Origin of the sequence: Neobacillus sp. C211, from assembly GCF_051842875.1 — a bacterium.
Taxonomy (GTDB): domain Bacteria; phylum Bacillota; class Bacilli; order Bacillales; family Cytobacillaceae; genus Neobacillus.
In genome coordinates, this window is the sequence record NZ_JBPXRO010000009.1 from 154,588 (window position 1) to 168,458 (window position 13,871).

The 13,871-nt window shown below is 43.2% G+C and carries 15 protein-coding genes; 10 read left to right on the forward strand and 5 right to left on the reverse strand.

The window, feature by feature from the left end; all coding sequences use genetic code 11:
* Positions 1–3: 3 nt before the first annotated feature.
* The 4 genes from ACSU6B_RS11060 to ACSU6B_RS11075 all read right to left on the reverse strand — a co-directional run bounded on the left by ACSU6B_RS11060 (position 4) and on the right by ACSU6B_RS11075 (position 4,148).
* Positions 4–1,935: a molybdopterin biosynthesis protein gene (locus ACSU6B_RS11060; RefSeq protein WP_410885149.1), complete on the reverse strand. Its 1,932-nt coding sequence runs from the start codon at positions 1,933–1,935 to the stop codon at positions 4–6.
* Positions 1,936–1,948: 13 nt separating this feature from the next.
* Complete coding sequence (locus ACSU6B_RS11065) at positions 1,949–3,181, reverse strand: molybdopterin molybdotransferase MoeA (protein WP_410885151.1); 1,233 nt, start codon at positions 3,179–3,181, stop codon at positions 1,949–1,951.
* 17 nt (positions 3,182–3,198) lie between these two features.
* Positions 3,199–3,828 carry a molybdenum cofactor guanylyltransferase gene (gene mobA, locus ACSU6B_RS11070; protein ID WP_410885153.1) on the reverse strand — a complete coding sequence of 210 codons (630 nt, stop codon included), beginning with the start codon at positions 3,826–3,828 and terminating at the stop codon, positions 3,199–3,201.
* A 158-nt stretch (positions 3,829–3,986) separates the two neighbouring features.
* On the reverse strand, positions 3,987–4,148 hold the full coding sequence (locus tag ACSU6B_RS11075) for a hypothetical protein (protein ID WP_410885155.1): 162 nt from the start codon (positions 4,146–4,148) through the stop codon (positions 3,987–3,989).
* Positions 4,149–4,305: 157 nt separating this feature from the next.
* Between ACSU6B_RS11075 and pdxK the strand changes: the two genes are divergently transcribed.
* From pdxK to bshB2, 3 genes are all read left to right on the forward strand, one after another.
* Complete coding sequence (pdxK, locus tag ACSU6B_RS11080) at positions 4,306–5,148, forward strand: pyridoxine/pyridoxal/pyridoxamine kinase (RefSeq protein WP_410885157.1); 843 nt, start codon at positions 4,306–4,308, stop codon at positions 5,146–5,148.
* A gap of 203 nt (positions 5,149–5,351) precedes the next feature.
* Positions 5,352–5,684, forward strand: coding sequence for a YojF family protein (locus ACSU6B_RS11085; protein ID WP_098932519.1), 333 nt, complete (start codon positions 5,352–5,354; stop codon positions 5,682–5,684).
* A gap of 192 nt (positions 5,685–5,876) precedes the next feature.
* Positions 5,877–6,548 carry a bacillithiol biosynthesis deacetylase BshB2 gene (gene bshB2, locus ACSU6B_RS11090; protein ID WP_410885159.1) on the forward strand — a complete coding sequence of 224 codons (672 nt, stop codon included), beginning with the start codon at positions 5,877–5,879 and terminating at the stop codon, positions 6,546–6,548.
* Here bshB2 and ACSU6B_RS11095 read toward each other — a convergent pair.
* On the reverse strand, positions 6,508–6,822 hold the full coding sequence (locus ACSU6B_RS11095; protein WP_410885161.1) for a hypothetical protein: 315 nt from the start codon (positions 6,820–6,822) through the stop codon (positions 6,508–6,510). The two genes, bshB2 and ACSU6B_RS11095, sit on opposite strands and share 41 nt — an antisense overlap.
* A gap of 244 nt (positions 6,823–7,066) precedes the next feature.
* Here ACSU6B_RS11095 and ACSU6B_RS11100 point away from each other — a divergent pair, with 244 nt between their 5' ends.
* The 7 genes from ACSU6B_RS11100 to ACSU6B_RS11130 all read left to right on the forward strand — a co-directional run bounded on the left by ACSU6B_RS11100 (position 7,067) and on the right by ACSU6B_RS11130 (position 13,849).
* Entirely contained in the window at positions 7,067–7,510 is a 444-nt protein-coding gene (locus tag ACSU6B_RS11100; protein ID WP_215001456.1) for a cytochrome c, read from the forward strand.
* 17 nt (positions 7,511–7,527) lie between these two features.
* Positions 7,528–9,393 carry a Sec-dependent nitrous-oxide reductase gene (gene nosZ, locus ACSU6B_RS11105; protein WP_410885163.1) on the forward strand — a complete coding sequence of 622 codons (1,866 nt, stop codon included), beginning with the start codon at positions 7,528–7,530 and terminating at the stop codon, positions 9,391–9,393.
* A gap of 208 nt (positions 9,394–9,601) precedes the next feature.
* Complete coding sequence (locus tag ACSU6B_RS11110; protein ID WP_410885165.1) at positions 9,602–10,171, forward strand: hypothetical protein; 570 nt, start codon at positions 9,602–9,604, stop codon at positions 10,169–10,171.
* Positions 10,172–11,515: a nitrous oxide reductase family maturation protein NosD gene (gene nosD, locus ACSU6B_RS11115; protein ID WP_410885167.1), complete on the forward strand. Its 1,344-nt coding sequence runs from the start codon at positions 10,172–10,174 to the stop codon at positions 11,513–11,515.
* Positions 11,479–12,276 (forward strand): ABC transporter permease, encoded by a 798-nt coding sequence (locus ACSU6B_RS11120; RefSeq protein ID WP_410885169.1) that lies wholly within the window; start codon positions 11,479–11,481, stop codon positions 12,274–12,276. Before nosD ends, ACSU6B_RS11120 begins: the two co-directional genes overlap by 37 nt.
* Positions 12,273–12,950: an ABC transporter ATP-binding protein gene (locus tag ACSU6B_RS11125; protein ID WP_410885171.1), complete on the forward strand. Its 678-nt coding sequence runs from the start codon at positions 12,273–12,275 to the stop codon at positions 12,948–12,950. Before ACSU6B_RS11120 ends, ACSU6B_RS11125 begins: the two co-directional genes overlap by 4 nt.
* On the forward strand, positions 12,947–13,849 hold the full coding sequence (locus ACSU6B_RS11130; RefSeq protein ID WP_410885173.1) for a FixH family protein: 903 nt from the start codon (positions 12,947–12,949) through the stop codon (positions 13,847–13,849). Before ACSU6B_RS11125 ends, ACSU6B_RS11130 begins: the two co-directional genes overlap by 4 nt.
* The last annotated feature ends 22 nt before the right edge of the window (positions 13,850–13,871 follow it).

Genomic DNA, 13,871 nt, shown 5'->3' on the forward strand with positions numbered 1-13,871 from the left:
TGATTACACCTCTACACCCAAGCACTTAGGCTCTGCATTTTCGACCACTTGGTAACCGCCAATTTTTTCGACTTGTTCTTTAAACGGAGCCGATTGGATTATTGCCATCAGCAGCTTGCCGCTTTCGCTCTCATAAAAGCCTCTCGTCATCAGCAAATCATATTCTTCATCAGCAACAGGCACAAAATCTAGGTTCATCGCCTTCGCGGCAGGATAAATCCCGAGACCTGCCCCGTGCGCATCACCGTTCACTTCCGCTGCTACCGCTAAATGAGAAAACATTTCCCGGTCATAACCGGTAATATCCTCTGGTGTCAGGCACCCTTCTTCGAGTAAAAGATCAAAGAGGATTCGTGTTCCCGCTCCTTTTTGACGGTTGACGTAATTCGCGTTCACACGGGCTAAGTCAGCCGCTGATTCAATGCCAAGCGGATTGCCTTTTGGGAGGATCCAGCCTTGCTTTCTTTTTAGAAATGGATACAGAACGACGTCTTGACCGGCTAATAGTTTGTTTACATAGGAGATATTATATTCTTTTGTACTTGGGTCAAGCAAATGAATACCCGCTACATGGGCCTCTCCTTTTCGAATCGCCATGATGCCTGCCATACTGCCGACATGCGAGGAGACAACTTTCATGTCGGTCCGCACCTGCTTTAACCGTGACGACAACAGGTCAATCGTCAAATCATGGCTGCCGCAAAACACAATTGCCTGCTTGATTTCCTCAAGCGGACGCATCAGTTCTACTTCGGCTAGATCCCCTTGTTCATAGCCAATAATGTTAGCTGGGACGATTAACAGGCCATCTGCCCTGACATATGACATCGTTACTCCTGCTGCTCTTGTCAGCGGATTGGCAACGAACTGTCCATTCACATAGCCGATATTCATTCGTACGAAGTCCTCCGCACCCATGGACGAAACGATGCGGCGCCCTAGCTTAACGGTCACGGTCTGCCTTTTGGGTTCAGGGATTTGCAGGTACTTGCAGATAAGCGGTCTGACAAACCACTCGAGCGCCAAATAAGCTGAGACTGGATAGCCCGGAACTCCGACAACGATCTTCCCGTTTATTTTCCCTAAAATGACAGGTTTGCCTGGCCGTGCGGCGACCCCATGGGTAAAGACTTCGCCGATTTCGCCAATAATGTGGACCGTGTAGTCCTTCGAGCCTGCTGATGAACCCGCATTAATAACAATAATATCAGAGGTCTCAGCTGCTTCTAAAAGTACTTCTTTTATTTTTTCTGGTTCGTCCTTCACAACCGGAAGGAGGTTCGGTTCTCCGCCCCAATCCTTAATGAAGCCAGCAAATACCGAGCCATTAAATTCAATAATCTTTCCAGGTGCTAACTCAGCATTGGCTTCAACCAGTTCATTCCCGGTCGGAATAATCGTCACGACAGGCTTTTTTGCAACAGGAATGACCGTTTGCTGTCCTCCTAATAGGACACCTAAATCAGCTGGCCTGATAATATGCCCTTGTGGAAAAAGCATTTCCTCTTGAACCACGTCTTCGCCAATCGGACGAATATGCTGCCAAGGGGTTGCTGGCTCGATAATTTCAATCGTTTCCTCATCAAGACAATCGACATACTCAATCATAATGACGGCGTTAAACGGTGAAGGGATCGCGTTCCCCGTATCAACATAACAAAATTCTTCGCCACGTTTGAGACGAAGTGGATTTTGCTCATGGGCTGTATAGGTATTTTCAGCAACGACCGCAATTCCATCCATTGCGCTGGCATGGTAATGCGGCATTGAGACCCTTGCAAAAATGGGTTCAGCTGTCACACGGCCCAAGGATGTACTCGTTGCGATTTCTTCCTTTTCAGGGGTCAGGACTTGAGCCGCAAGAATTTCTTCTCTAGCCTGTGCTCGGGGTTTATCTTCTAAATATATTTTTCGTTTAAAATTTTTATAATTCATTGCTTAGCCCCCCTTATCGTGATGCAATCACAGGCACGAATTCCCCCTGTGAAATTCCCTCTTTTTCTGAACTAATCTCGACAAGTCCATCACTTTTGACCAAGGTTGTAATTAAACCGGACTTGCCAATAATCGGCTCAGCCCACCATTCCCCTTCTTTTTCAAATAAACGGACCCGAATATAATCAGACCGTCCTGGTGAGGAAGGAATATTTTTTGTGATTCTAGCAAAAATTCGCTCCGGTTTCCGCCTCGAGTCTTCACCATTTAATTTTCGTAAAATTTGCTCGCCAAACAGCTTAAAGATAATCATCGCGGAGGCTGGATGACCTGGCAGTCCAATCACTGGTTTCCCATTAGACATTGCCAGAATCGTCGGTTTCCCAGGCTTAATCGAAATACCGTGGACAAACACTCCCGGGTCACCTAAAGACTGGATGACATCCGTGGTATAATCCTTTGCGCCGACCGAGCTTCCGCCGGAAAGGATTAAACAATCTACCTGCTGATAGAGTTCACGGGCCTTTTGTTTAAACTCCTCAAAATCATCACGGACAATGCCGCCATATAAGAAATCCACATTCCATTCGCTCGAAGAACCTGAAATCGTCAAATAGTTGATGTCGCGAATTTGCCCTTCTACTAGTTTTTTTGATTGATAGGGAACAATTTCATCCCCCGACGAAAGGTAACCAACTTTTACTTTGCGGTAGACCGTTACAGTCGTAACCCCTAAAGAAGCGAGTGCCCCTAGCTCCTGCGGACGAAGTTTCGTTCCTGCCGTGAGAAGCGTTTCTCCTTCTTTAATATCTTCCCCGGCCCGAATCACGTTTTCTCCGGGTGCAATCTGCTTGTACGTATTTAATAGCGTATCGACCTCTTCACAATGCTCAATCATGATAACGCTGTCACTTCCGATCGGAAGCATCCCGCCCGTTGGCACATAGACCGCTTTACCTGGGCCGGCTTGTGCAGTTGGAACCTCACCCATTTTCACTTCCCCTGTAACCGTAAGGAAGCCTGGCATGGATTCGGAAGAACCATACGTATCCTTGGCACGAACAGCATATCCATCCACCGTTGAACGATCAAAACTCGGCACATTTTCCTGTGCAATCACTGGTTCAGCGAGGATATAGTGAAGCGCCTCTTCGAGCACCCGTACTTCGGTTTGCTTGGTTGCCGGTATTTTTTCCTCGATTAAGGCAAATGTTTCTTCCACTGTTTTTACTTTGAAAAATTGCATGGTCCCCTTTTTCCCCCTTATACTTCCTTGTTCTGCCCGTTAAAGCGGGGAAAATCCGCTTCAGCCCACTTTTTGGCGTCTTCATACTCATTTGGGTGATTCATATTAAAAAAGACTCGTTCTATGTCAATACTGTTTGAGTGAAGGTCTTTTTCCGTTACATATAAAACGTTTAAGTGATCGAGCAAATGCTTCATCCGGAGACGGTCCGCTTCGATCCTTTGTGCAGCCTTATCTGCCACCCTCTTTTGGAAGACGGCAAATAAAGGGTGCTGGACTCCATTAATGACGGGGATGACCGCATCATAATCGCCGGATTTGTTTACGAGCACCTCTGCAAGTTCTCCTGAAACAAATGGCATATCACAAGCTACAATAAAATTCGTATCATATTTGGAAGACAGCAAGCCGGCATGAACCCCTGCAAGCGGTCCTTTATCTGGATAATAATCCGAGACCATCTTCAATCCTAAAAATTGATAGTCTTCAGGATGATTGGTTACAAGAATTATATCATTAAAGGACAACTTTAGCGTATCAGCAATTCTCTCAATGTTGGTTTTTTCGTTTATTTTTAAAAGCGCTTTATTGGTACCCATCCTGCTTGATTTTCCACCTGATAAAATAATAGCCGCTGCCTTCATCATTCGAGCACCCTCTTAATTCAAATCTTTTTTCTCACCCACCGCATGATAGCCATTTTCCTGTGCAACATAATCCAATGGATCGAGTTTAAATCTAGTAAGGCTGCTGATGGTTTTTCAATATATTGTCGTATATCCATAATTTTAATATAGCCATTACATTATTCGCAAACCTGAATTTGCGATACCGCATCGCCTTCAGAAAACAAATATCCATAGGTCCAATCGTCTAAGTTGTATTTTGTTAGTTGAAAAACGGCGATTTCGTAGCCGTTAATAAGCAAGGAAATAGGATATTCATCGGGACAACCTTTATGGTTCATTGTTTTCTCTCCTCTTCAGGAAATACTTCATAAAATGACATTGAGATACTATTTCTTCCAAATCGATTTACCTAGTCTTGTCCTCGCATGAATTCTGTTAAATTTATAAAATTGTTCTATAATAAGTAGAAGGTTTTAGATGCGAAGGAGGATACATATGACGATCAAAAAGGTAATGACGATTGCGGGCTCTGATACCAGCGGCGGCGCAGGAATTCAAGCAGACTTAAAAACATTTCAGGAGCTTGGCGTCTATGGAATGACGGCGCTGACATCGATTGTGACGATGGATCCGAAAAACCATTGGCACCATAACGTGTTTCCGATTGCGGTTGATACCCTTGAGACTCAATTAGAAACGATTCTTTCTGTTGGAATTGATGCAATGAAAACGGGCATGCTTGGTACGGTTGAAATTATCGAATTAGCGGCGCGAAAAATTGATGAAAATAAACTGGAGCGTGTCGTCATTGATCCGGTTATGGTTTGCAAAGGGGAAGATGAGGTCTTAAATCCAGAAACGACCGATGCGATGCGCGAGTTCCTCTTACCACGCGCACTGGTAGTTACTCCCAATTTGTTTGAAGCCGGACAGCTTGCAGGGATGAAGACTCCGCGTACTGTTGCGGAAATGAAGGAAGCAGCGGTAAAAATCCACGAGCAAGGGGCAAAATTCGTGTTGATTAAGGGCGGCGGCAAGCTCCAATCCGAAGAAAAAGCAGTTGACCTGCTTTATGACGGAAAGGACTTTATGCTGTATGAGTCTGAAAAGTTTGCAACTACCTACACGCACGGTGCAGGCTGTACCTACTCATCGGCGATTACCGCAGAATTAGCCAAAGGGAAATCCGTTTATGATGCTGTCGATGTCGCGAAAGAGTTTATTACAGCCGCCATCCAGCAAGGCTTCAAGCTAAACCAATATGTCGGTCCGACCTGGCATGGTGCTTACCGCAGTGGATTTTCAAAAACAGAGTACTGTGAAGATTGTGTTGAATAACCGTAGAGAAAAGTGCCGGTCGATTGATCGGCTCTTTCTTTTGGTGTCAGGCACCGTGACCCTTTGGTGTCAGGCACCGAGCATTGATTTCGCATTTTTTTCCTGATTCTAGTATGATAGTTACATTATTAACTAAAATAGACATTAGACATAATCATTCTATTTATAAAGGGAAAGGAGGTTGCACTTTGGAACCTATTGATATGAAAGGCGCACAGGCTGCGATTACGAGCTTTGCCAATAAAGATGTCTACATACACCTTGAAACGACAAACGGTGCCTATGCATCACATAACGACCAATCATTTTTTTCCGCTGGTGCTTTCATCCGCAATGCGCTTGTCCGTTATGAATTAGGAAAAATAACAGGGAATGGCCCGTTTCGGGTTGGTCTGAAGATCAACCTTGGCTGGATTTATGCAGAAGGGATTACACATTACGAAATAGATGAAGACAATCATCTGCTTTTAGCCGGTCATGATAATGCAGGAAAACTAGCGGTTGCCTTGGAGATTTCCAGCACCCCTTTTGAATAGGCTGTGTTATACTTGCATGTTGATTTCCGCTCCAGGCACTTCGCTTTCCGCGGGCGGTCCGGGGAGCCTCCTCGGCCCCGCCCTCCCGCAGGAGTCTCGTGCCTTCCGCTCCAATCAACATGGCTAAGATATCAACAATAACCTTTAACACAACCTTTGAATAATAGGCAAGGCCCGAAAGGAGAATGATTTATGGAAAAAGAACGTCACCTCTTGGTCGTTTTTCCGCACCCTGATGATGAGGCATTTGGTGTGTCTGGGACGATTGCGACCCATGTACAGAACGACACTCCTGTCACCTATGCGTGTTTAACCTTAGGAGAAATGGGACGCAACATGGGGAATCCCCCGTTTACCAATCGCGAAAACCTGCCGAAAATTAGGAAAGAGGAATTGAAGGAAGCGGCTCGGGTGTTGGGCATTCAAGACCTGCGCATGCTTGGATTCCGTGATAAAACGATTGAATTTGAAGACGAAGAGAAACTCGCCAACAAAATGTTAGCTTTGATTGAGGAAGTCAATCCTTCCCTTATTATTACCTTTTATCCAGGCTATTCCGTTCATCCTGACCATGATGCCACCGGTGCGGCGGTTGTTCGGGCAGTTGGGAAGATGCCCGCTGCCGTGCGGCCAACCTTACACTGTGTCGCCTTTTCGAATAATTGTGTAGACGAAATTGGAGAACCAAACATCGTCAATGATATTAGCCCCGTCGTAGAAACAAAGCTGGCTGCCATCCAAGCTCACCGCTCGCAAACAGAGCAGATGTTTATTGGTATGGAGGAGAAGTTGAAAAATCAAGACCCACAAATGATGAAGTGGATCAACAACGAACGATTCTGGACGTACAAATTTGATAAGTAAACGAAAGCCCTTCGTAGCGAAGGGCTTTTTCAATGTTAATATTCCCGGTGCAGCAGTGTACAAAGCGAACAAAATACACCCCCTTGGCCACCTCCGCCTCAGAAATGATCTGTTCACCTTTTTTCAACTCCAGCGTTTGAATCCTCTTTTCAATAATCGAAAGCGACTTTTGTGATAGATCCTTAAAAATAACAATTTTTCGAAGTAAATCCGTTTGTGTTACTTCTTGATAGACTCCTAGATGCGGATCTTTTAAACAATCGACTCGATTCATCCTTCTCACCTCCCCTTTATAGAACTCTACTTTTGATAAATACTTACCATCTATTGTAAACAACTCCATCCGCTGAAGTAGTGACGAAATTCACAAAATGTTCATTGTTATAAAGCCAATTGTAACAATCGGTTTCACATAACGTTCAAAATCTACCAAAAAGGTGTGAGGTAGGTCACATTTTTCTCCCTCCTGAGCGTTTAGGATGAAGGTGTTCATTTTATATAAAAAGGGAGGGAAAAAAGTGAATAAAGCCATTATTAGTTTTGTAGTCTGTGCATTACTTGGCTTTGGACTTGGCTACTTAGTGTTTGGCGTGATCATGGGGGATTCCGAAAAACAGCCTCAGGTGGCCCAAACAGAAACAACCGAAACTGCTGCTGCCAAAGAAGAAAGTACGGATGCAAAGGAAGCAACAACCGTTTCAGCTAATGAGGATAACATCCTTAACAAGAAGGGCTGTCTTGGCTGTCACAGTGTTGAAGCATTAAATATTAAGGGCGGTGCCGTAGGACCGGACCTTTCCCAAGCGTTTGCTAACGTGGAAGGGAAACATGGCAAGCCGATTGAAGAATTCCTGAAGGCGCCTACTTCTGCCGTTATGTCAGGCGTTATTGGCAAAAATCCATTATCAGATGAAGAACGCAAGCAAGTATTAGAACTACTTAAACAAGCTTCTGAAAAATAAAAAGGTGGTGTAATTAGATGAAAAAATGGATTCCAATTGCATCGGGTCTCTTAGCTGGGTTTGTTGCAGCAACGATTTCTTTTGCCGATTTCTCAGCAAAGACGAATACTGAAGCTTCTTCAAGCACTAAGAGCGATGCAGAAAAGGTGTATGTGCCATTCGGTCAAAAGGATGATTATTACCTATTTGCCTCTGGCGGTCACTCCGGCCAAATGTTTATTTATGGGGTTCCGTCGATGCGAAAAATTAGAACGATTCCTGTATTCTCCCAAGATTCCGCCACAGGATACGGTTTCGATGAACATTCAAAAAAAATGATGGGCGACTATACATGGGGTGACCTTCACCATCCAGCCTTTTCAGAAACAAAGGGCGACTATGATGGAAAATATATGTTTGCTACTGATGTAGGAAACAGCCGTGCCGCTGTTGTAGACCTTAAAACATTTACGACGAAAGATATCATTCAAGTTCCGAACACTGCCGGCCCACACTGTGCAGCATTCGTAACAGAAAATACAGAGTACATGTTCCTGCCAACACGTTTCGCCGTTCCGCTTGGCCAGAAGTATGAATCTCTAGATGACTTCAGCACACAATACCGCGGTGTTATGTCTGCTGTAACCTTTAATGAAAAGAATCAAAAACTAGGTATTGCTTATCAAGTGGCTCTTCCGCCATGGTCCTATGACCTTTCCGACGCTGGTAAAAAGAGCTCTGCGGATTGGGCCGTTATGACGACCTACAATACAGAGGAAGCAACTACAAACATGGAAATCAACGCATCACAAGCTGACCGTGACTATATTGTTCTTTTTAACTGGAAAGAGCTTGCGAAGATGGTCAAGGAAGGCAAGTACGAAAATGTTGGCGGTCAAAAAATGATTTTCCCTGAAAAACAAAAAGGCGGAATTTATTTAATTCCTGTCGCTAAATCACCACATGGTGTCGACGTCACACCAGATGGCAAGCAGTTCATCGCTTCAGGAAAATTAGCACCGACAATGACTGTCTTCTCGTTTGAAAAAGCGTTTAAAGCGGTTGAAAACAAAGACTTCGCTGGTGAACGGAACGGAATTCCAGTACTTAATTACAAATCAGTAATGGAAAGAGAAGTAAACCCTGAAAATGCTTTAGGACCGCTTCACACCCAATTTGATGACAAAGGCATGGCCTATACAACGATGTTCATTTCTTCTGAAATCGTGAAATGGGATCCAAATACAGGTGAAACATTAGACCGAGTGCCTGTTCAATATTCCCCAGGACATTCTGTTTCTGCAGAAGGTGATACCGTTGCACCAGATGGAAAATGGATTATTGCATTAAACAAGATTGCTAAAGACAGCTACTTGTCTGTTGGACCTTCCCATCCTGAATCGATGCAATTGATTGATATCAGCGGGAAGATGAAGGTCATCCAATCTTCACCAGTAGACCCTGAACCGCACTATGCACAAATGATTAAAGCCGATAAGATTAAAACGATTAATGTATATCCTAAGGATGTCAAGAATAAGGAAGCCGTTTACAAGCAGAGTGATACGAAAATCGTCCGCAATGGAAACAAAGTTGACGTATACGGTATTGCGATGCGTTCGAAATTCATCTTTGATGCAAAAGCAAAACGACCAGACGTCATTGAAGTGAATGAAGGAGATCACGTCACCATCCATCTGACGAATATTGATTTCGATGAGGATATTACACACGGATTTGCCATCAACAGCTATAACTTAAACATGGAAGTTCAGCCTGGACAAACCAACACAATGGAATTTGTCGCGAATAAAGCGGGAACCTACCCACTTTATTGTACAAACTTCTGTTCTGCGCTCCACCAAGAAATGAACGGTTACTTCCTTGTAAAACCTAAGAAATAATATGTTGGAGATGGGTATCAATTAAAGAGATTGATACCCATCCCTGTTTACAAATCTTATTATCGATAAAATCTAGTTGCAGCGCCTAGCCCCTCGAGGTCATAAGTCAATCCCTTAAGAAGGCAAAAAACGCCTTCTTGAAGGGCTTGCCTTATGCTTGTCGGGGCTGAGCAAGGCGCTTCCACTTTATAATAAAGGCGATGTTAACATGAAGGGTAAAACTAAGAAGTTATCAGTGGTTTCTTCATTATTAATAACTGCTTCAACTATTTTAATTGTCATCTCATTGTTTTTCCAATGGTGGAAAATGGTCTTTGTTGCACCGCAATATCCCGAAGGGTTGAATATCATTGTTTACCCAAATAAGCTGGAAGGCGAAATCGATATTGTCAATGGTCTCAACCACTATATTGGGATGGCGAACTTCAGTGAAAAAAACTTCCCTGAATTATCGTATTTACCCTATTTAGTGGGAGGATTAGCAGCTCTAACTCTATTAACAGCCCTTCTACGAAAAAAATCGGTTCTATATGGATTAATCGGCCTATTTGTAATTGGCGGCGGACTAGGAGTATTCGACCTCCAACATGCACTGAAAAAGTTTGGCACCAACTTAAGTCCTGATGCACCAATAAAAATGGATCCATTTGTACCGCCTATTTTAGGGCATAACACTGTAGCGAACTTTCAAACCACCAGCCTGCTTGGCCTCGGAACATATTTGGTGATTGCTGCGTTTATCCTATTATTAATTCCTTTATGGAAGGATCGAAAGTAAATGAAAAAAACTGCGCTCTTATCTTTCATTTTTTCTCTATTTCTACTGATGAGCCCTGAGAAAAAGCTGGCAGCCGAAAATTTACAAGCAACCATCGACAGCCTGAAAGATGGGGCGGTATTACAGCTTGAAAATAAAACCTATCAGGGCAATATTGTCATCAACAAGGCAATGACGATTATTGGCTCACCTAAAACCGTCATTAAGGGCGACGGAACGGGAAATGTCATTTCCATTAAAGCCCCTCATGTGAAGCTGAGCCATCTAACAGTAACGCACGGAAGTATGAACCGGAACTCTGCTGAGGAATACGCGGCCATCAAGATTTTTTATACAAACAGCAACGTCGTCGAACATATCAACATCCGCGACTCCTTTCACGGCATATATTTAAGCCAGGCTCACGATAATACGATTCGTGCAAACCATATTAAGGGAATGGGCAAGGGCAAAATCGCCGAGCAGGGAAATGGAATTCACGTTTATTATGCAAATGATAATCTGCTTGAAAAGAATACCATTGAAGGCACCCGGGACGGGATGTTCTTTGAGTATGCCAACAACAATCACAGCTATGAAAATAATATCAGCCACACAAGATATGGACTGCATTACATGTATTCCGACGAAAACATTTTTAAGAAAAATACCTTTACGATGAATACCGGCGGCGCAGCCATTATGAACTCCAATCATTTGAAGCTCGAGGATAATCAATTTATCGTTAACTACGGCAACCAATCATTTGGCCTATTACTCCTTCAAGCCAATGATAATTTTATCGCCAATAATATCTTTTACATGAACCAGCGTGGGTTGTATATCGATCAAGCGACAAGAAACGAATTTCGTCACAACAAAATTGTTCAAAACCAAATCGGGATTGAACTATGGGCGAGTTCCAATGATCAAGTATTTACATTAAATCAAATTTCCGAAAATACGATTCCTGCGGTAACTCTTGGCGGCAATAGTGAGAATAATTCTTGGAGCAAGGATGGCAAAGGGAATGACTGGGGCAGCTCGTTCCCGATTACCGATTTAGACCAAGACCGCATTGGGGATTTTCCAATAACCTATCGTTCCTCTTTATATCAATTAATGGAGGACCAAGAATTATCCTATTTATTTTTAAAAAGTCCGGCCCTGAAGATATATGAAAAGATGAATGCTGCACTTACAAACGAAGCCATTATGTTTAATGACCAACACCCATTAACAGCGTCAAATGGAACACATACGAAGGCTATTTTCCTTATTGTCAGCTTACTAATTGTGGGGATTTTAATAAAGGGGAGACACCTACTATGCATTACATTTGGAAGGAATGGAAGGAAAATATAAGAGGAAAAGGGCTTTGGCTAAGTCTAAGTATTATTGTTCTCATTTCAATCGCGATTTTATTTCGTTCCTCAGCCCTTTCATTTGATAAAGGCTTTTATGTGCTCTTAATCAACTTGTTTGATACGATTATCTATTTTATTCCGATTCTATGCCTATTTATCGGGGCCTTCTCGATTTTTCAAGAAAAGGAACAAAAAACATTGATCATGCTGCTGACAAAGACAGACTCTTTCGGAAGCTTCCTAATTAAAAAAAGCCTTGGGCTTTATGCAGTCGTCCTTGTCCCGCTGATTACGTGGTTTTTCATCTATTTGTTCCTATTAAAATTTAATTTCCAACTCGATATAAAGGGCTATTTTATCTTTGTGGCAGCAATTGTTTGTATGAGTCTCGTCTTCCTGCAAATAGGTGCGGCCATCGGCAGCTTTAGCCGCTCGCGGATGCAGATTTTAGGGTTTACGATCTTCGTCTGGTTTTACTTTTTCTTCTTACATGATTTTATCTTGCTGTCGTTCTTACCTGATGTCACCCATGAAAATGTGAAACTATTTTCTTCCGTCTACTTTTTAAATCCGCTTCAAGCGATTCGAATGTTTCTAGAAACAGGCACGGGGGTATATTCCTTTGGCCATATGTCAAGGCTCTTACAAGCGTTTATGTGGACGAAACCTGTATTCTTCCTGCTCGGAAATCTTTTGTTCTGGCTTATCACTTCGTTTTTAACAGCGATTGTTTTCAATCGTAAGGAGGGGTACGAATGATCAAAGTAACGAATTTAAACCAATCGTTTGGAAAAAAAAATGTCTTAGATTCCATCAATCTAGACATTAACCCGAACGAAATATGTGCCCTTGTTGGCCGCAACGGGGCCGGAAAATCAACGTTCATCAATAGTCTGCTAGGGTTACTGCCAGTAAAGCAAGGGGAAATTTTGATTAACGGGACTGCTGTTAACAAGAAAAATGATGAATGGAAAAAGACGATTGCTTATTTGCCGGAAAAATTCATGCTATATCCGATGCTGACCGGTCTTGAAAATATCACCTTCTTTGCAGAAGCTGTGACCAAGATGGCCAACCAGGAACGGATCGAGCAGGTGCTTCGCTCAGTCAGCTTGTGGGAGGACCGTGATGTTCAAGTGAAGAAATATTCCAAAGGGATGCTGCAGCGCCTTGGTTTAGCAATCACCCTTTATCAGAATTCAAGCCTGCTCATTCTGGATGAACCGACGAGCGGCATCGACCCGCTCGGAAGAAAAGAGATTTTGGAGGTCCTTGGTTCACTCCATGATAAAACGATTCTGCTGTCTTCCCACCATCTTGATGAAATCAAGCAGATTTGCACCCATGTCGCCTATTTGGACAATGGAAAAATGGAAAAGTTTACAGTAGATGAATTCTTACAAACTCATAATTTAGGAGGAATCAGTTCATGAAGACACGGATTATCTTTAGCTCGCTTCTGCTGATTGCCTTAATCACAGGATGCAGTTCAGGCCCTGACTATAAGGTAACAGTGACGAAGGACCTTTATTTCGTCAAGGACACAGCGTTGCCCTTTGAAATAAAAGTAACCGAAAACAACAAGGCCGTAAAAGGTCTCGACGTGGCTGCCCAATTATCGATGACCAATATGGACCATGGCAGCTATGATGTTAAGCTTGTGGAAGGCAAAAATGGGACCTACTCCGGCAAAGTGAATCTGCCGATGGGCGGTAAATATGAGGCCGCGTTTACATTAGAAAAAGACGGTAAAAAGGCAGAGAAAGTCATCGATCTACATGTGACTAAGCCAAAAGGTGTCGCCATCATCAACGGCGAATGGATTACCAATGAAGATGTCAGCTTCTATAAGTTTATTAACCAGTTACAGCTGGAAATCAACCGTGAGAGCGCCCAGAAAAAATACACGGGTAAACAGTTAGAGGAAGAATTGGCTTATTTAGTTTCCCAGGAAAAAACACTTGAGGATAAAAATCAATTATTAACGCAAATTATCCGCCTCCGTGCGATGGCCTTACTGGCGGATGAAAAGGGCCATAAAGCTGCTGAGACGGAAGTGGATACAGCCCTCCTCAAAGCGCGCGAACAATATAATCAGTTCGAATCCGCTAAAAAGCTAATCAATGAGTACGGTGCAGAGAAATTTTGGGCGACGGAAAAACAGCAATATCAAATGATTGTCATGTCCCAGAAGGTGCAAAAGGACTTAATTGAAAAAGTCAAAAAAGAAAACCCAAAAGCAGGCGAACAAGAAATCTACTACCAAGCCCAAAAAGAATACGAAGAACTCCTCGTCTCCCAGGTGAATTCCTTAAAGATTGAGATACTCTAGAAAAAGAAGGGTGTCAGGCACC

What these genes read in the sequence shown, in the direction of transcription:
- pdxK (WP_410885157.1), top strand. Translation starts at nt 4,306, where the DNA reads ATGACGATCAAAAAGGTAATGACGATTGCGGGCTCTGATACCAGCGGC.
- bshB2 (WP_410885159.1), top strand. Translation starts at nt 5,877, where the DNA reads ATGGAAAAAGAACGTCACCTCTTGGTCGTTTTTCCGCACCCTGATGAT.
- ACSU6B_RS11060 (WP_410885149.1), bottom strand. Translation starts at nt 1,935, where the DNA reads ATGAATTATAAAAATTTTAAACGAAAAATATATTTAGAAGATAAACCC.
- ACSU6B_RS11110 (WP_410885165.1), top strand. Translation starts at nt 9,602, where the DNA reads ATGAAGGGTAAAACTAAGAAGTTATCAGTGGTTTCTTCATTATTAATA.
- ACSU6B_RS11120 (WP_410885169.1), top strand. Translation starts at nt 11,479, where the DNA reads ATGCATTACATTTGGAAGGAATGGAAGGAAAATATAAGAGGAAAAGGG.
- mobA (WP_410885153.1), bottom strand. Translation starts at nt 3,828, where the DNA reads ATGATGAAGGCAGCGGCTATTATTTTATCAGGTGGAAAATCAAGCAGG.
- ACSU6B_RS11130 (WP_410885173.1), top strand. Translation starts at nt 12,947, where the DNA reads ATGAAGACACGGATTATCTTTAGCTCGCTTCTGCTGATTGCCTTAATC.
- ACSU6B_RS11095 (WP_410885161.1), bottom strand. Translation starts at nt 6,822, where the DNA reads ATGAATCGAGTCGATTGTTTAAAAGATCCGCATCTAGGAGTCTATCAA.
- ACSU6B_RS11075 (WP_410885155.1), bottom strand. Translation starts at nt 4,148, where the DNA reads ATGAACCATAAAGGTTGTCCCGATGAATATCCTATTTCCTTGCTTATT.
- nosD (WP_410885167.1), top strand. Translation starts at nt 10,172, where the DNA reads ATGAAAAAAACTGCGCTCTTATCTTTCATTTTTTCTCTATTTCTACTG.
- ACSU6B_RS11065 (WP_410885151.1), bottom strand. Translation starts at nt 3,181, where the DNA reads ATGCAATTTTTCAAAGTAAAAACAGTGGAAGAAACATTTGCCTTAATC.
- ACSU6B_RS11125 (WP_410885171.1), top strand. Translation starts at nt 12,273, where the DNA reads ATGATCAAAGTAACGAATTTAAACCAATCGTTTGGAAAAAAAAATGTC.
- nosZ (WP_410885163.1), top strand. Translation starts at nt 7,528, where the DNA reads ATGAAAAAATGGATTCCAATTGCATCGGGTCTCTTAGCTGGGTTTGTT.
- ACSU6B_RS11085 (WP_098932519.1), top strand. Translation starts at nt 5,352, where the DNA reads ATGAAAGGCGCACAGGCTGCGATTACGAGCTTTGCCAATAAAGATGTC.